Genomic DNA, 17,982 nt, shown 5'->3' with positions numbered 1-17,982 from the left:
CACGGCCTCTTTTCGTGAATCTTTTCTCCATTGCTCCATAAAGCACACCCCCACATCTGATACCATTTTACCAGATGCGGGGATGTTTTGGAAGTTTTTCGACAGTCTGTACGGCACAGGAAGCGATGCTTCCTGTGCCGTTGTTGTTCTTATTTCTCCGATACCAGCATCTCACCGGCGCGGTAGATGTCACCCGCTCCCACCGTGAGAATCAGGTCCCCAGGCTGGGCCAGCTCACGGAGTTTGGCAGTCACATCCTCCAGGGTGGGACAGAACACGCTGCCGGGAATTTGGGCAGCCAAATCCGCCGAAGATATCCCCAGTTCGTTGGTCTCCCGGGCGGCATAGATCTCTGCCAACAGGGTGATGTCCGGCTTTTTCAGCACCCGCACAAAGTCGTCAAAAAGCTCATGGGTGCGGGTGTAGGTGTGGGGCTGGAAGGCGCAGATCACTCGCTTGTGACCCAGACTCTTGGCAGAGTCCAGCAGCACCTCCAGCTCGCCGGGATGGTGAGCGTAGTCGTCACACACCTCTGCCCCGTTATAGTCACCCTTGTACTCAAATCGGCGACCAGGCAGGCGGAAGTCCCGCATTCCCTGCTCCACCGCCCAGCCGGGAATCCCCAGCACCACGGCAGCCGCAGAGGCGGCCAACACGTTTTTCACGTTGTGCATTCCGGGGATGGACAGCTCCACATGGGCATAGTGCTCCCCTCGGTACACCACATCAAAGGTGGCAAAGCCGTGATTCATCTCCAGATTCACCGCATGTACGTCTCCCTGCTCCACGCCGAAGGTAATCATGGGTCGTGTCTCTCCCTGCAAGGCGTGCATGGTGTTGGCATCCTCGCAGTTGGCCACAATGCAGCCACTCTCCGGCACCAGGTCGGCAAAAGCACGGAAGGAGTGCTCCACATCCTCCAGATCCTTAAAGAAGTCCAGGTGATCCGCCTCGATGTTCAAAATCACCGCCACAGTGGGGTGGAAAGAGAGGAAGGAGTTACAATACTCACAGGACTCCAAGATGATGGTATCCCCCTGGCCCACCCGGTGACCAGCCTTCAGCAGGGGCAGCGTGCCCCCGATCATCACCGTGGGATCCTGCTGGGCTGCCATGAAGATGTGGGTGCAGATGGAGGTGGTGGTAGTCTTCCCGTGGGTGCCGGAGATGCACAGGGCATTCTTGTACCCCTTCATGATGGCGCCCCAAGCCTGCGCCCGTTCAAACACAGGGATTCCAGCTGCCAGAGCTGCTGCAATCTCCGGATTATCATTGTGTACCGCAGCAGTGCGCACCACACAGTCCGCGCCCGCCACACTTTCAGGCAAATGTCCAATGGTCACAGGAATACCCAGGCTGCGCAGGTGAGCCACGGTGGCACTCTCCTGCCGGTCAGATCCAGTGATGGTCACGCCATTGCCCAGCAAAACTTCCGCCAGAGAGGCCATGGACACCCCGCCGATACCCACCAGATGCGCCCGTTTCCCCGGTTTGATATAGTCATGGATGTTATTGACTGACATACGCACACCCCATATAATAGTATTGTCATCGTTCTTTTGATACTATGAACTCAAAACCATTATATTATACTATGCTGCGCCGGGAATGGCAACCTCATTCTCCACCATATTTTAGCTTTTTCATCATTGAAAGGAGCCGTCCATGGAAATACGTGCATCTCTCCCCCCTTATGTGAGCCTGTGCTGCCATACCCTGCGCCAAGCCGGGTTTGAGGCATACCCTGTGGGAGGGTGCGTCCGGGACCTGCTCCTCTCCCGCACGCCCCAGGACTGGGACGTGTGCACCTGTGCTCTGCCCCACCAAGTGCAGGCGCTCTTTCCCCACACTGTGCCCACAGGTCTGGCCTACGGTACGGTGACGGTGATATTGGAGGGCGGCACCATAGAGGTCACCACCTTCCGCAGTGAGACAGGCTATCGGGACGGCCGCCGCCCTGACACGGTCTCCTTTGTCGCCAGTCTGGAGGACGACTTATCCCGCCGGGACTTCACCGTCAACGCCATGGCCCTGGCTCCAAGCGGGCATCTGATCGACCCCTTCCAGGGGCGTGCAGATATCCAGCGGCGTACCATTCGCTGCGTGGGCACCCCGGCCTGTCGGTTCCAGGAGGATCGGCTGCGGATGTTCCGGGCCATTCGATTTGCCGCCCAGCTGGACTTTGTTCTGGAGGATGAGCTGACCCACACCCTGTTGACCTTAGGCCCTGAGCCCCACGCACTGCCCCCAGAGCGCATCCGCCCCGAGGTAGAGAAAACGCTGTGTGCTCCCCAACCCCAGTGGGCAGGGCTTTTCTTCTCCTCAGGTCTGCTCGCCCCCTATCTCCCCCATATCTTGGAGGTGGACACCCGTCCCCTGGCCTTCCTTCCCTCAGACCCGCTGACACGGTGGGCTGGTCTGGCGGCGTTGCTGCGAAACGCAGGCACAGACCCTCTCCCCTTGATTCACGGTCTCATTCCAGACCGGGCTTTGAGGCGTCCTCTGGCGCAAGCCCTCACCTTGAACCTGCCCTTGGATGCTGGCGGCTGGCGGCACCTGCTGGCCCGTCATGGTGTGGACACCTGCAAAGCATTGGCCGCCCTAGCCCTGCGCCCCCAACCACGTCAAGTGTTGGCGGAGGTTCTGACTCAAGCCCCCTGCATCTCCGCCAAGCAACTGGCCCTGTCCGGCAAAGATTTGATGACCCTGGGACTGTCCGGGTCGGATATTGGACAAGCCCAGAACTTGCTGTTGGAGCACGTACTGGACCACCCGGAGGACAACACCGCTCCTATACTACGCCGCCTTCTTTCCCAAACATAGCAAAAGCGGACAGTGCTTGTGCACTGTCCGCTTGATGTTTTATTTTACAGCATCTGACGGCTGCGGGAGATGTTCATGGTGCCGTCCTGCATCTCACCCACCCAGTCCAGGCTGCGGCCGGTACCGTGGGCCACGCAGGAGATGGCGTCGTCGGCCACATAGGTCTCAATGCCAGTGTGAGATTCGATAAGCTTGTCAAAGCCCCACACCAGAGAACCACCGCCAGTCATGACGATGCCGTTGGTGGAGATATCTGCCACCAGCTCAGGAGGGGTGCGCTCCAGCACGCCGTGCACAGCCTCCAGAATGCGGGCACAGGGCTCCTCGAAAGCCTCGATCATCTCACTGGAGGTGACGGTGAACACCCGAGGCAGGCCGGTCATCAGACAGCGGCCCTTGATTTCCATGCTCACCTCTTCGGGACGGGGGAACACACAGCCAATGGTCATCTTCAGCTCCTCAGCAGTACGGTCACCAATGAGCACATTGTGGCGCTTGCGGATATACTTCACCACAGCCTCGCTGAAGGAGTCACCGGCCACCTTGATGGAGGCGGACTCCACAATGCCGGACAGGGAAATCACCGCAATGTCGGCAGTGCCGCCGCCGATGTCCACCACCATGTGGCCGTCGGGCTGGGTGATATCAATGCCTGCACCAATGGCGGCGGCCAGAGGCTCCTCAATGAGGTACACCCGGCGGGCACCAGCCTGGATGCCGGCGTCGATGACCGCACGCTCCTCCACCTCAGTGATGCCAGAGGGCACGCAGATCACCACCCGGGGCTTGAACAGACGGATGGGAGCCACCTTGCGGATAAACTCCCGCAGCATCCGCTCGGTCATGTCATAGTCGGAGATCACGCCCTCCCGCAGAGGACGAATGGCCACGATGTTGCCGGGCGTACGCCCCAACATCTTCTGGGCGTCCGTGCCTACCTTCAACAGCTTGCCTGTATTCTTGTCCAGGGCCACCACGGAAGGCTCCCGCAGCACGATCCCCTTATCCTTGATATATACCAACACACTGGCTGTACCCAGGTCAATACCGATATCCTTTGCAAACATTTCATCACCTCATACTACTTTCAACACATGGTATACTACACGATAGTATACTGGAATACAGCCAAATTTGCAATGCTCATTGCTCCACAAAGTTCGACCACTTTTTCCCTCTGGTTTTATCTGATATTCTATCCAGACAAACACCAAGCCCCCAGCTGTCCCAAATCGCAGCTGGGGGCTTACTTCTGGCTAGAATTTTCCAATGGACACTACCTACGCTTTCTTTGGATTTGACTGCGAATCTCAGCTAGAAATGACCAACTCACCGTTTCCTCAAACTACTACACTGGGATTTCCGCCTTCACTGCCACTGGCATTGGGGGATCGACCTGTGTACATCGCTTACTCAAGCATGTTTGGATCTGTACAAGTTTCACTTCTACTGCGCAACGCAATCATGGAAGTCTGGATGTGTGCGTCTGTTTCCTTCATATATCACATATCGCGATATGATTTCTGAAGTAGACGGTTCCGGTTAGTACATCGGACTCACCCTTCCTTTCTTCTTGTCTGTATTGTACTATGCTCCTCCGGATTTGTCAACAGTTTTTATGAAATTTCTCTAAGAATTTTTGAGAAAAAGCCGTGGGGCCCAAAGCCCCACGGCAAGCGCTCACTTGTGATATCCTGAGCCTTCCTGGATCTTGAAGGCCCGGTAGATCTGCTCCAGCAGCATCACCCGTGCCAGGTGGTGCGGGAAGGTCATGGGAGACATGGACAGGCGCAGATGGGCCTTGTCTTTCACCCCCTGGCTCATGCCGAAGGAGCCGCCCACCAGGAAGGTGATGTCGGAGGCTCCCTCCACCATCCAGCTGCTCAGCCGCTGGGCCAGCTGGGGACTATCCATGGTCTTGCCCTCAATGCACATGGCCACCACCTTGCCACCTTTGGGCAATTTGGCAAGGATGGCCGCCCCCTCCCGCTCCAGGGCACCTTGGATCTGGGCCGGGGTGGGACGGTCGGGCAGCCGCTCCTCCGGCAGCTCGGTGACAGTGAGGCGGCAATAGCCCCCCAGACGCTTGGCGTACTCTGCCGCCGCCTCCAGATAAAACCTCTCCTTCATCTTGCCCACACAGATGATATGGACACTCACCATGGCCTATACCTCCATCCAGTCCGACGCCTCGCTGCGAGGCGCCACACATAACTCCACGTGCCCCATTCCCTCGGGGATGCACGCTTGGGCGGCATTCCGGGCAGTGGATGGCAGATTGTTCTCCTTAGACAGGTGGGCCAACACCACCTGCCGGGTGCCCCGCTCCACCGCCCAGCGAGTCAGCTTGGCCCCCACCTGGTTGGATAGGTGGCCCCGCTGGCCTGCGATGCGGTTTTTTAAGTACTGGGGATATGGCCCCGTGGCCAGCATCTCCGGGTCATAGTTGAACTCTGCCACCAAGGTGCTGGCACCCTGCACCGCATCCAGCACCGGCTGGGTCACCACCCCCAGATCCGTGCAGAAGGTGAGTTTGGACGACCCCTGGGTCACTGTATACCCCACGGGGCTGGCACAGTCGTGGCTGACAGGAAAGGTGCCCACCACCAAATCACGCAGCGCAAACCGTTCCCCCGGATCAAAGACCCGGAACCGGGGCTGCAACTCCGGGTTTTTCCGGCAGATCTCCCGGGCCGTCCCCTCCGCTGTGTAAAGATCTACCCCCAGTTGACGGCACAGCACCGGGATGCCGCTGATGTGGTCGCTGTGCTCATGGGTGATAAGCACAGCCGAGAGCTGCCCCGGCTCAAGGCCCAGACTCTTCAAGCCCGTGGTGATCCTTTTGGCAGACACCCCCGCATCAATGAGTATATGGGTACTGCCATCCGAGATCACGGAGCAATTTCCAGACGAGCCGCTGGCCACGGTGGCAAATTTCAACACATTTTTCCCTCCTATGCACAAAAGCGGCAGTCCCTGGACGGGACTGCCGCAGTCCATGCAAGTATCTGATCCTTAACCAGCTGCGCTGACGCTCTGACCCTCGGGGTCGGGCATGTCAACCACCTGGATTTCTGCTCCGATGCCAGTGAGCTTGGCCACAATGTCCTCGTAGCCCCGCTCCACATGGCCGATATTGCCCACTTCTGAGACACCCTTTGCGGCCAATGCACCAATGACCAGTGCTGCGCCGGCCCGCAGGTCGCAGGCCTCAATGGGAGCTGCCATCAGCTCAGGCACGCCCTCGATGATGGCGATTTTGCCGTCCACCTGGATCTTGGCGCCCATGCGGCGGAACTCCTCGGTGTATCGGAAGCGGTTGTCCCACACACCCTCGGTGACCACGCTGGTGCCCTCTGCCAGGCAGAGTACAGCGGCAATTTGAGGCTGCATATCCGTGGGGAACCCGGGATAGGGCATGGTCTTGATGTTGGTGCGGTGCAAAGTACCGTTGCGGCGGACAATGAGGCTGTCTCCATCCTCTTCCACCTCTACTCCCATCTCAACCAGCTTGGCAGTGATGCACTCCATGTGCTTGGGAATGATGTTATTCACCCGCACTTCGCCACCGGTGGCAGCCACAGCCGCCATATAGGTGCCCGCCTCGATCTGGTCGGGGATGATGGTGTACTCCCCGCCGTGGAGCTGATCCACACCACGCACCTTGATGACATCGGTACCTGCACCGGTAATCTGAGCGCCCATAGAGTTGAGAAAGTTCGCCAAATCCACAATGTGGGGCTCCTTAGCAGCATTTTCAATGACAGTCATGCCTTCAGCCAAGGTGGCGGCCAGCATCAAGTTCATGGTGGCGCCCACAGTCACCACATCCAAATAGATGTGGCTGCCCTTGAGCCGTCCGCCGGGAACATTGGCGCACATAAAGCCGTTTTTCACTTCCACATCGGCACCCAAAGCACGCAGACCCTTCAGATGCTGGTCGATGGGCCGGCCACCAAAGTCACACCCGCCGGGAAGAGGCACCTCTGCCATGCCAAAGCGTCCCAGAAGGGCGCCCAGCAGATAGTAACTGGCACGAATTTTCCGCCCGGACTCGTAGGCCACCGGACAGTTGTGAATGGCCGTGGCATCCACCTCCACCGTGGAGCGGTTGATGGTGCGCACGTTGGCCCCCAACTCCCGGAGAATATTGAGCATCAATGTAACATCACTGATTTGGGGTAAATTCCCGATGCGGCACACACCGTTGACCAGCAGGGCTGCAGGAATAATGCCAACAGCGGCATTCTTGGCTCCGCTGATCTCTACCTTACCGTACAGCGGTCTGCCGCCGTGAATCAAATACTTTTTCAAACAAGCCACCTCGTAGCGTCCCCAGCCCGGCCGGGTTGTAATGAGTCCCCGCAATGGGGAGATATCTATATAGAAGAACTCTGCCTTTGGGGCAGAATTGCACGCTTATGATAATGCGCATATATTATAGCATTGCCCCTACCCAAAGGCAACCTAAATTTTGTGAGTGCTGCATTTTCTCCCCTTTGCCCATAGTTTCTCCATTCCAGCGGCCTCTATTCCGCAAATGTTTGTGAATTTTTTGTGATACCCCTTGCAATCAGACGCCCCAGGTATTATAGTACATTTAGCACTCGGGCTGCCAGAGTGCTAAAAACACATAATCCGAGGTGTAACGCACATGGAAAAAAAGCAGTTTCAGGCTGAGTCCAAGCGGCTCATGGACCTGATGATCAATTCCATCTATACCCACAAGGAGATTTTCCTTCGTGAGATCATTTCCAACGCCAGTGACGCCATGGACAAGCTGGCCTACCTGGCCTTGACCGATGACAGCATCACGGTCAAGTCTTCTGACTTCACCATCACTGTGACTCCGGACAAAGAGCACCGCACCCTGACTGTCACCGACAACGGCATTGGTATGACCCAGGAGGATCTGGAGAACAACCTGGGCACCATCGCCCGCAGCGGTTCTTTGCAGTTCAAGCAGGAGATGGGCAAGGACAACGCCGCTGACATCATCGGCCAGTTTGGCGTGGGCTTCTACTCTGCCTTCATGGTGGCCCAGCAGGTCACTGTCATCACCCGCCGCTACGGGGCTGACCAGGCCTACCGCTGGGAGTCCTCCGGTGTAGACGGGTACACCATCACCCCCTGCGAGATGGACGGCTGGGGCACTCAGGTCATCATGACCATGAAGGACAACACCGAGGAGGAGAATTACGACGAGTATCTGGACACCAACCACCTCCAGAGCCTCATCAAAAAATACTCCGACTATATCCGTCACCCCATCCGCATGGTAGTGGAAGACTACCGCATGAAGGAAAAGCCCGCCGATGCTCCCGAGGACTACAAGCCCGAATGGGAGACGGTGCAGGAGGAGAAGACCATTAACTCCATGGTGCCCCTGTGGCAGCGCCCCCGCTCCAAAGTGGAGCAGGAGGAGTATGACCGCTTCTATCAGGAGAAGTTCATGGACTGGCAGGCTCCCCTGGCCACCATTACCACCTCCTCTGAGGGCACCGTCACTTACAAGGCTCTGCTGTTCATTCCCGGCCAGACCCCCTTTGACTTCTACACCCGAGAGTATGAGAAGGGCTTGCAGCTGTACTCTTCCGGCGTGCTCATCATGGACAAGTGCGCAGACCTGCTCCCTGATTGCTTCCGTTTCGTCAAGGGCGTGGTGGACTCCCCCGACTTCTCTCTGAACATCTCCCGTGAAATGCTCCAGCACACCCGCCAGTTGAAGATCATCGCCACCGCCCTGGAAAAGAAGATCAAAAACGAGCTGGCCAAGCTGATGAAGGATGATTGGGAAACCTACGAGAAGTTCTGGGCTGCCTTTGGCCGTCAGCTCAAGTACAGTGTGGTTGACCAGTACGGGTCCAAGAAAGACTTGCTGCGAGATCTGCTGCTCTTCCCCTCCACCGCCTCGGACAAGCTCACCTCTCTGGCCGAGTACGTGGAGCGAATGAAAGAGGATCAGGAGTTTATCTACTATGTCTGCGCCGACTCCACTGACCAGGCCGCCCACCTGCCCCAGGTGGAGCGGGTAACCGACCGGGGCTATGAGATCCTCTGCCTCACCGAAGAGGTGGACGAGTTTGTCATGCAGGCCCTGGCCGAGGTGGATGGCAAGAAGATCAAGTCTGTGTCCGCCCCCGACGCCCTGCCTGAAACCGACGAGGAGAAGGCCCAGCAGGAGAAGCAGGCCGAGGAGAGCAAGTCTGTGCTGGACTTTGTGAAGGAGACCCTGGGCGATAAGATCAAGGAAGCCCGCATCTCCAAAATCCTTAAAACCGCTCCCGTGTGCATGACCGCCGACGGCCCCATGACCCTGGAGATGGAAAAATATTTCTCCCGCATGGAGGGGGCCCAGGCAGGTATGATGAAGGCAGAGCGAGTGTTGGAGCTCAACCCCAACTCCACCGCTTTTGCTGCTCTGCGTGCTGCCGTGGACAGCGGCGACAAGGACAAGGCCGCCACCTATGTGCAGGTACTCTACCACCAGGCTCTGCTCATCGCTGGCCTGCCCATCGAAGACGCCGCCGCTTATACCGAGCTGGTGTGTTCCCTGATGCAGTAATTCGTTTCATTGTCACAATAATCCTAAAGGGCTGCGCCTCAGAATCTCCACTTCTGAGGCGCAGCCCTTTTCCCCTTTCACTCCCCCTGCGCCAATGCCTTCCACGGCTTCTCACCAGTGCCAATGCAGCAAGCCGGATGCACAGAAAATGTGATTGTTCTGTTTGATGTTGTATTGTTGAAAAAAGCGCTCAGTCGTAATATAATATTTTCATACACCAAATCGTTCCATTTTTACATTTTCGGGTTACAGTCAACATCATCCAGTAACAAGGAAGAGAGGGATCACCATGAAACAAAGACAGCTTTTCAGTTTTCTGCTCTGCACATTTCTGCTTTTGGGGTTGCTATGCGGCTGCAGCAGCCAAGATTCCGCCCTTTCCCCCACTCCTGCGCTGTCCGACTGTCTGGAGCAGGTGCGTGATCTGGGTATCGCCGACTTGGATGTGCTGCGTCAGGCGGATGAGCCCTGCACCCAGGCAGAGACAGCAAATATGCTGTCCCGTGTGCTCGAACTGCAGCGGGGCGTCACCAGCCAGTACCTGGCAGACCCTGGGGTGGTGACAGAGGGAGAACCCACCACCCGCCACTACTTTGCTCAGGCGCTCTATTTTTCCTTGCTGGAGACGTTCTATGATGAACCCTACGAGGACTGGGAGCAGTGGACGGAATACTGCGCCCAAAAGGATGCCCAGCAGTCAGAGGAACTGCGGTTGGCCCAGCAGCCCGACACCCAGTTGATTGGTCAAAAGCTGGACGGCACCGTGGGCGCAGGCGGATTCTGGGAGTTTTTCCCCGATCACACGGAAAACGAGATCCCCCCGGACGAGGAGACATCCCGCTACTACATTGATTTTGGCTTTTCCCCCGCTTTCAACTACGCCATTTTGCTCTACGACCGCACCGATGGCTCAAGGGTACTGGAGCCGGACGAGAACATGAATATCCGCCCCTTTGAGACCATGACGGTGGCAGAGGTGGCCGAGGCTGCTCTGCGTTACTACAATTCCTTTGAGCCTCTGCCGCAAATGGTGCCCTACGCAGACACCGCCTCCTTCGACGCTGCCATCATCACCCCCCAGTTGTTGGAAAAGGAAAGCACGCTCCCCGACGCCAGCTGTGCCAGTCTGCCTTCCGAATGGAGGGGCGCCTTACTGGGTGACTGGGGAATCGTATGCCACCAGGCATTGGATAACAAGCCGGACAAATGTATGTTTGAGTATGAGATCCAGTCCCTGCAAGATGCAGGACTGAATTTCATTGGCCTATCCTTTGACTTCTCCTACCTGCAAGGTCCCGTTCTTCAGGAAGGTACCCTGAACGAAACCCGCCTCAAGCAGTTGGATCAGGTCATCGCCTGGTGTATGGAACGGGACATCCATGTAGATTTGCGCTGCTCCGGCGTAGGCGGTCTGGATGTGGACGATTCCTTTGGGGTCTGGGCACAACGGAACAAAGAAATTCCCAACGGAACCGATTACGCCCCGGAATTTGCAGCGCTGTGGAAGGCTCTTGCCCAGCGGTATGCAGACATCCCCAACCGATACCTCAGCTTCAACCTGCTGATAGAGCCGGAGATCTCCTCTGACGCCCAATACGCCGCCTTCTTCGGCCCCGCCGTAGAGGCCATCCGGGAGATCACCCCGGACCGGTGCATCATCGCCGACATCCACTCCCCCGGCCTCACCGGCAAGTCCATGGCAGAGATGGGTGTGGCCCTCTCCTTCCACGAATACACGCCCCGGGAATTTTGTGTGTTGGACGCTCACCTTCAGGACGACGCAGACTACCTCCCGAGTGTCACTTGGCCCTTCACCGCCTCGGATGGCATCACCTATGATGCTGAGGCCGTGCTGAACGTCTCCCTCCCCGACGGCGTCAACGCCAATCAGCTGGCGGCCACAGCTAAGGAATACGGCGTGGGCTTTATGGTGGGTGAATTTGGAATCTTCGTGGGGGACGGCAGCTATGGACTGCCCCGCAACCGCTATTCCGACCAGACCATTTCTGCCTTCTTTCAGGACATGACCACAGCTATGGAGAAACAGGGTTACAGCTGGTGCCTGGGAACATGGGACGGGACTTATGGCGCAGTGTCCTATTACCCTTCCGTGGAAACCGCATCCTATGAGCAGGTGGAAGATCACCCCTATTACATTGACCGGTTCATGTTCGACCTGGTTCAGGATCTCACCGCCGAGTCATAAACTACATTCCCATTTTGACCTGGCATACTGCGAATGTTTACCCCCTTTTCTCTTGACAAATCCCGCTCCTCTCCTCTATACTGTTTCAGTGTAATGGCTGTGATGGGAAGGAGTACCCACACACTTCTGGTTCAGAGAGACGCCGTTTTGGTGCAAGGCGTCACAGAGGGCGTGGGGAAGGTGGTCCCGGAGCTGCGGCGTTGAACAGAATCAGTAAATGCCGCCGTATCCCTACGTCAGTGGGAAAAGAGTGCGGGCCGTATGTGCGGCTCGAATTCAGGTGGTACCGCGGACATTTTCAGTTCGCCCTGAGTCTACGACTTGGGGCGAACTTTTTTACGCAAAGGTGATTGCCCCACAAAGACAAGGAGTGTTGTTATGAAAAAAGAACTGCCCAAGGTCTATGAACCTCAGGAGGTAGAGGGCCGCATCTACGAGATGTGGGAGAAAAACGGCTGCTTTGCCGGGCACCGTGACCCGGACAAGAAGCCCTTCACCATCGTCATGCCTCCCCCCAACGTCACCGGTCAGCTGCACATGGGCCACGCCATGGACTGCACCCTTCAGGACATTCTCATCCGGTTTAAGCGGATGCAGGGCTACGCCGCTTTGTGGGTGCCCGGCACCGACCACGCCGGCATTGCCACCCAGATCAAGGTGGAGGAGGAGCTGCGCAAGAAAGAGGGGCTGTCCCGCCACGACTTGGGCCGGGAGAAGTTCCTGGAGCGGGTGTGGGACTGGAAGCACCAGTACGGCAACCGCATCGTAGCCCAGCAGAAGAAGATGGGTGCCTCCTGTGACTGGGAGCGCTCCCGCTTCACCATGGACGAGGGCCTGTCCAAGGCCGTGCGCCATGTGTTTGTCTCCCTTTATAAAAAGGGTCTTATCTACAAGGGAAGCCGCATCGTCAACTGGTGCCCCCACTGTGTCACCGCTCTGTCCGATGCCGAGGTGGAGTACCAGGACAAGCCCGGCCACCTGTGGCACCTGCGCTACCCCATCGTGGGGGAGGAGGGCCGCTATGTCATCGTGGCCACCACCCGTCCCGAGACCATGCTGGGCGACACCGGCGTGGCCGTGAACCCCAACGATGAGCGGTACAAAGACCTCATCGGCAAGAAGTGCCTGCTCCCCTTGGTCAATCGTGAAATTCCCATTGTGGCCGACGAATATGTTGACATGGAGTTCGGTACCGGCTGCGTGAAGATGACCCCCGCTCACGACCCCAACGACTTCGAGGTGGGTCTGCGCTGCAACCTGGAGTCCATCCGGGTGCTGGACGACCACGGCGTGGTCAACGAAAATGGCGGCAAGTACCAGGGAATGGAGCGCTACGAGGCACGGAAGGCCATCGTGGCCGACCTGGATGTCCTGGGTCTGCTGGAGAAGATCGAGGATCACCAGCACAACGTGGGCACCTGCTACCGCTGCGGCACCGACGTGGAGCCCATCATCTCCGCCCAGTGGTTTGTGAAGATGGGCCCCTTGGCCGAGGAGGCTCTGCGGGTGGTGAAGGACGGCGAGACCAAGTTCGTCCCCGAACGGTTCACCAAGACCTACACCAACTGGATGGAGAACGTCCACGACTGGTGCATCTCCCGTCAGCTGTGGTGGGGCCACCAGATCCCCGCCTGGACCTGTTCCGAGTGCGGCCACATCACCGTGTCCGAGACCGATCCCACCGAGTGCGAGCACTGCCACTCCAAGCACATCACTCAGGAGGAGGACGTGCTGGACACCTGGTTCTCCTCTGCCCTGTGGCCCTTCTCCACCCTGGGCTGGCCCGACGAGAACAGCGAGGACTTCAAGTACTTCTACCCCACCGACGTGCTGGTCACCGGCTACGACATCATCTTCTTCTGGGTGGCCCGGATGATTTTCTCCGGCTGTGCCCACACCGGCAAGACTCCCTTCCACACCGTGTTCATCCACGGCCTGGTGCGGGACGACAAGGGCCGCAAGATGTCCAAGAGCCTGGGCAACGGCATCGACCCCCTGGAGATGGCGGAGAAGTACGGTGCCGACGCTCTGCGCTTCAACCTCATCACCGGAAACAGCCCCGGCAACGATATGCGCTTCTATGTGGAGAAGTGCGAGGCCATGCGCAACTTCGCCAACAAGATCTGGAACGCCAGCCGTTTCGTGATGATGAACCTGACCATCACCGAAAACAAGCTGCCCGACACCCTGGAGCCGGAGGACAAGTGGATTCTCTGCCGTCTGGGCGAGGTCATCAACGAGGTCACCGAGAACATGGAGGCCTATGAGCTGGGCGTGGCCTCTGCCAAGGTCTATGACTTCATCTGGAGCGACTACTGCGACTGGTATATTGAGCTGACCAAGGCCCGTCTCCAGGGCGAGGACGAGGCAGCCAAGGTGCAGGCTCAGCAGGTACTGGTGTACGTGCTCACCGAGACCCTCAAGCTCCTCCACCCCTTCATGCCCTTCATCACCGAGGAGATCTGGCAGGCTCTGCCCCACCAGGGCGACTTCCTCATGCTCCAGTCCTGGCCCAAGGCTGACCCCGCCTGGAGCGATGTGGAGGCCAAGGAGTCCATGGAGGCCGTCATGGATGTCATCCGTGCCATCCGCGCCCGCCGCTCTGAAATGAACGTGCCCCCCTCCAAGAAGGCCGCTCTCACCATTGTCACCAACCAGCCCAACATCTTCGCCGCCGGTGAAGCCCACCTGAAGCGTCTGGCTTGGTGCGCCAGCGTCACCGTCCAGAGCCAGGACCTCACCGACACCGCCGGCATGGTGTGTGACATCACTCATATGGCCAAGCTGTATATGCCTCTGGCCGAGCTGGTGGATCTGGCCAAGGAAAAAGCCCGTTTGGAAAAAGATCTGGGCAAGAAGCAGGGCGAGCTGAAGGGCCTGGAAGGCAAGCTGTCCAACCCCGGCTTCCTGAACAAGGCCCCCGAGCACGTGGTGGCCGCCGAGAAAGACCGTGCCGAGAAGCTGAAAGTGCTCATTGAAAAAATTCAAGAGCAGCTCAGCGCCATGAACTAAACAACAACCGTTTTCCTGGGTGTGCCTCAGCACACCCAGGAATTTTTTTGCTTTTTGGCAGGCTTCTACAAGATTCCACCTGATGTATGGATATAATGAGGACATTCACATTTCAGGAGGACAAGCCATGCCCATTACCATCGACAAGCAAAACGGGGCCACCGTCATCTCCGTGCGGGGAGAGGTTGACCACCACAGCGCCCGCACCATTATGGAGAACATTGATACCACCATCTCTTCCCAGCTTCCCATGCAGCTGGTGCTGGATCTGTCCAGCGTTACCTTCATGGACAGCTCCGGTATCGCCGTGCTGCTGCGCGCTCTGCGGCAGATGAATCAGCTGGGCGGAACCCTTCGAGTCACCGGGATCGCGCCTCAGCCCCGCAAAGTACTGGATGCCGCCGGAGTTGGCCGGCTCATCACTTTGGAATAAGGAGGAATACATAGTGAAAGCTCTGGATCAAACCACCGTCGTGTTCACCTCCCGCTCCGCCAACGAGGGCTTTGCCCGGGCCGTGGCAGCCTGCTTTGCCACCCGCCTGGACCCCACTTTGGACGAGGTGGCAGACATCAAAACCGCCGTATCTGAGGCGGTGACCAACGCCATCGTCCACGCCTACCCTGACTCCATCGGAAAGATTACCATGCGCCTGCGTCTGCTGGAAGACCACCAGATGGAAATCCAAATCAAGGACAGCGGCGTGGGCATTCCCGACGTAGAACAGGCCCGCACTCCCCTATTTACCACCGGCAACGAGGAGCGTTCCGGCATGGGCTTTACCATCATGGAGAGTTTCATGGACTCGGTGAAAGTGCGCTCTGCGGTGGGCAAGGGCACCACTGTGACCATGCGCCGGCGCATCGCCCTGCGGGTGGGTGGAGGGCAATGAACACCCTGGATACCCTTTCCCAGCTGGAAGCTGCCCGTCAGGGAGACAACGATGCCTGTGAGCAGCTGCTGCTGGACAACAGCGGCCTCATCTGGTCCGTGGCCCGACGATACTATGGTCGGGGCGTGGATCCGGAAGACTTATACCAGTTGGGCTGCCTGGGCTTTCTCAAGGCGGTGCGGGGCTTTGACACCAGTTATGGCACCCAGTTTTCCACTTATGCAGTGCCCAAAATCGCCGGAGAGATCCGCCGTTTTCTCCGGGACGACGGATCAGTAAAGGTCAGCCGGGGCATCAAAGAACGGGCCGCCTCCCTGCGCCAATGCCGCCAGGATCTGTACCACCGTCTGGGCCGGGAACCCACCGTGGGGGAGCTGGCCCAGGCCACCGGCCTGGAACCTGAGGACATTGCCGCCGCAGAAACCGCCACTTTGTCCGTGGCCTCCCTGCAAAGCCAGGCGGGAGAGGACGGCTTCACCCTGGAGTCCATCCTGGGTTGTGACGGCATGGAAGAGGAAGTGGTGGAACGGCTGGCCCTGCGTCAGGCCATTGATGCCCTCCCAGATCGGGAGCGCCAGGTCATTTTTCTGCGTTTCTATAAAAACCTCACCCAAGACCGTACCGCCCGCATTATGGGGGTCAGCCAAGTACAAATTTCACGCATGGAACGGAAGGCCATTTCCCACCTCCGGGAATGGCTTACCCAGGAACCCTTGCCAACCACCGTGGGATAGGATATAATGATTTTGTTTTTCTTGTACTTCATTTATCTACGCTTATCTCAAGGAAAGGTCGTGCCTTCCCATGCAAAATACCCTCTACGTGGTGGTTCCCTGCTACAACGAGCAAGAGGTTCTGCCCGAAACCGCTCGTCGGCTTCGGGACAAATTACAGCAGCTCATCAACCGAGGCTCCATCAGCCGGAAAAGCCGGATTCTCTTTGTCAACGACGGCTCCAAAGATGATACCTGGGGCATCATCCAGCGGCTTCACATCGGCAACCACCTCTTTTCCGGGCTGGATCTCAGCCGCAATCGGGGCCATCAGAACGCCTTGCTGGCCGGACTGATGTACGCCAAGGATCGTGCCGATATGGTGATTTCCATGGACGCAGACCTGCAAGACGACATCGATGCCATGGACGAGATGGTGGACAAGTACCTGGAAGGTGTGGACATCGTCTACGGGGTGCGCTCCAGCCGAGAGCAGGACACCTTCTTCAAACGCACCAGTGCCGAGGCCTTCTATCGGCTCATGAATGCACTGGGGGCAGAGACGGTGTTCAACCACGCCGACTACCGGCTTCTCTCCCGCCGGGCTCTGGAAGGGCTGTCCCAGTTCCGGGAAGTCAACCTGTTTCTCCGGGGCATCGTACCCATGGTGGGCTACCGTACCGACGTGGTCACCTATGAGCGGGGAGAGCGCTTTGCTGGGGAGAGCAAGTATCCGCTGAAAAAAATGCTGACCTTCGCCTTGGAGGGTATCACCTCTCTGTCGGTGAAGCCGCTGCGCATCATCACCGGGCTGGGTTTTTCCATTTTCACAGTCTCCCTGTTTATGATCGCCTATAATGTCATCCGCTGGGTGGGCGGCCATACCGTCACCGGCTGGGCCAGCCTGTCCTGCTCGGTTTGGATGATCGGAGGTCTGATTTTGCTCTCTCTGGGTGTGATTGGAGAATATGTGGGTAAACTGTACCTGGAGGCTAAGGGACGTCCGCGGTATCTCATTCAGCAGGTCATGGATGAATCCGACTGACCCTTTGGAGAGAAAGTCCTTGCTTTTTTCCTCTGCACAGCATAAAATAGCCTCAAGAAACTTGTGGGCAACAACCCCTGATAAGGAGGCAGTGAGATGAATATCAACATTGATTTTGACGATTTGAAGGAACGTGCCATTGATCTGGCCCAGTCCAGCGTAGCAAAAGCCCTGGAGCTCACCGACACCGGGGTGGCCAAGGCCAAGGAGCTGGCCGAGATCAGCAAGCTCAAGGTGCTCAACCTGCGGGAGCAGGACGCCATTCGCCGGGCTTATATGGATCTGGGCCGCCTGTATTATGCAGAGCGAGGCTCTGCCCCTGAGGCCGCCTATGCCAACCTCTGCGATAAGATTACCCGCTCCAAGACTCAGATCCAGGTCAACGAGCAGCGTATTGCTGACCTGAAGGCCTCTGGCAACCTCACCGACGAGGAAGTGGAGCAGGCCTGCCACACCGACTTTGAGGACGCTGACTGGGAGTTTGTCGGCAGCACCCCTGCCGACGACGCCACCGTCTCCCAGGAGGCGGCTGACGACCAGAAGGCCGAGGACGAAGAGCAAGTGTAACCCAGAAGGCACAAAAAGACCGTTGCAGCAGCCCAATGGCTGCTGCAACGGTCTCAGACTGTCGAAAAACTTCCAAAACATCCCCGCATCTGGTAAAATGGTATCAGATGTGGGGGTGTGCTTTATGGAGCAATGGAGAAAAGATTCACGAAAAGAGGCCG

The 17,982-nt window shown here is 57.8% G+C and carries 14 protein-coding genes and 1 other annotated feature; of the genes, 9 read left to right on the top strand and 5 right to left on the bottom strand.

What is annotated here, in order from left to right; genetic code table 11:
• Positions 1-149: 149 nt before the first annotated feature.
• Positions 150-1,523 (bottom strand): UDP-N-acetylmuramate--L-alanine ligase, encoded by a 1,374-nt coding sequence (murC, locus tag H9X86_RS09920; protein ID WP_204901374.1) that lies wholly within the window; start codon positions 1,521-1,523, stop codon positions 150-152.
• A 142-nt stretch (positions 1,524-1,665) separates the two neighbouring features.
• On the opposite strand from murC, the gene H9X86_RS09915 reads away from it, so the two are divergent.
• Positions 1,666-2,823: a CCA tRNA nucleotidyltransferase gene (locus H9X86_RS09915; protein WP_204901373.1), complete on the top strand. Its 1,158-nt coding sequence runs from the start codon at positions 1,666-1,668 to the stop codon at positions 2,821-2,823.
• Positions 2,824-2,867: 44 nt separating this feature from the next.
• Here the strand turns inward: H9X86_RS09915 and H9X86_RS09910 are convergent, their stop codons facing one another.
• The 4 genes from H9X86_RS09910 to murA all read right to left on the bottom strand — a co-directional run bounded on the left by H9X86_RS09910 (position 2,868) and on the right by murA (position 7,137).
• Complete coding sequence (locus H9X86_RS09910) at positions 2,868-3,890, bottom strand: rod shape-determining protein (RefSeq protein ID WP_204901372.1); 1,023 nt, start codon at positions 3,888-3,890, stop codon at positions 2,868-2,870.
• Between the two features lie 613 nt (positions 3,891-4,503).
• Positions 4,504-4,986 (bottom strand): 23S rRNA (pseudouridine(1915)-N(3))-methyltransferase RlmH, encoded by a 483-nt coding sequence (rlmH, locus tag H9X86_RS09905; protein ID WP_204901371.1) that lies wholly within the window; start codon positions 4,984-4,986, stop codon positions 4,504-4,506.
• A 3-nt stretch (positions 4,987-4,989) separates the two neighbouring features.
• Positions 4,990-5,766 carry an MBL fold metallo-hydrolase gene (locus H9X86_RS09900; RefSeq protein ID WP_204901370.1) on the bottom strand — a complete coding sequence of 259 codons (777 nt, stop codon included), beginning with the start codon at positions 5,764-5,766 and terminating at the stop codon, positions 4,990-4,992.
• Between the two features lie 72 nt (positions 5,767-5,838).
• Positions 5,839-7,137 (bottom strand): UDP-N-acetylglucosamine 1-carboxyvinyltransferase, encoded by a 1,299-nt coding sequence (murA, locus tag H9X86_RS09895; protein ID WP_204901369.1) that lies wholly within the window; start codon positions 7,135-7,137, stop codon positions 5,839-5,841.
• Positions 7,138-7,477: 340 nt separating this feature from the next.
• Between murA and htpG the strand changes: the two genes are divergently transcribed.
• From htpG to H9X86_RS09855, 8 genes are all read left to right on the top strand, one after another.
• The gene (htpG, locus tag H9X86_RS09890) at positions 7,478-9,388 is read left to right on the top strand and encodes a molecular chaperone HtpG (protein ID WP_204901368.1); all 1,911 of its coding nucleotides are present in this window, start codon (positions 7,478-7,480) and stop codon (positions 9,386-9,388) included.
• A gap of 289 nt (positions 9,389-9,677) precedes the next feature.
• Complete coding sequence (locus tag H9X86_RS09885) at positions 9,678-11,594, top strand: glycoside hydrolase family 5 protein (RefSeq protein ID WP_204901367.1); 1,917 nt, start codon at positions 9,678-9,680, stop codon at positions 11,592-11,594.
• Positions 11,595-11,684: 90 nt separating this feature from the next.
• Positions 11,685-11,908, top strand: a binding site (T-box leader).
• A 64-nt stretch (positions 11,909-11,972) separates the two neighbouring features.
• On the top strand, positions 11,973-14,606 hold the full coding sequence (locus H9X86_RS09880; protein ID WP_204901366.1) for a valine--tRNA ligase: 2,634 nt from the start codon (positions 11,973-11,975) through the stop codon (positions 14,604-14,606).
• A gap of 127 nt (positions 14,607-14,733) precedes the next feature.
• The gene (locus H9X86_RS09875; protein WP_204901365.1) at positions 14,734-15,039 is read left to right on the top strand and encodes an STAS domain-containing protein; all 306 of its coding nucleotides are present in this window, start codon (positions 14,734-14,736) and stop codon (positions 15,037-15,039) included.
• Between the two features lie 13 nt (positions 15,040-15,052).
• Positions 15,053-15,496 (top strand): anti-sigma F factor, encoded by a 444-nt coding sequence (gene spoIIAB / locus H9X86_RS09870; RefSeq protein ID WP_346011461.1) that lies wholly within the window; start codon positions 15,053-15,055, stop codon positions 15,494-15,496.
• Complete coding sequence (locus H9X86_RS09865; protein WP_204901363.1) at positions 15,493-16,230, top strand: sigma-70 family RNA polymerase sigma factor; 738 nt, start codon at positions 15,493-15,495, stop codon at positions 16,228-16,230. The genes spoIIAB and H9X86_RS09865 overlap by 4 nt, the downstream gene beginning before the upstream one ends.
• Positions 16,231-16,300: 70 nt before the next feature.
• Positions 16,301-17,254 (top strand): glycosyltransferase family 2 protein, encoded by a 954-nt coding sequence (locus tag H9X86_RS09860; RefSeq protein ID WP_204901362.1) that lies wholly within the window; start codon positions 16,301-16,303, stop codon positions 17,252-17,254.
• A gap of 96 nt (positions 17,255-17,350) precedes the next feature.
• Positions 17,351-17,821, top strand: a complete 471-nt coding sequence (locus tag H9X86_RS09855; RefSeq protein ID WP_204901361.1) for a serine proteinase — start codon at positions 17,351-17,353, stop codon at positions 17,819-17,821.
• Positions 17,822-17,982 lie beyond the last annotated feature (161 nt).

This window comes from Pseudoflavonifractor capillosus, from assembly GCF_016902575.1.
Lineage (GTDB): Bacteria > Bacillota > Clostridia > Oscillospirales > Oscillospiraceae > Enterenecus > Enterenecus capillosus_A.
This window is presented reverse-complemented; position numbering and strand designations above follow the sequence as displayed.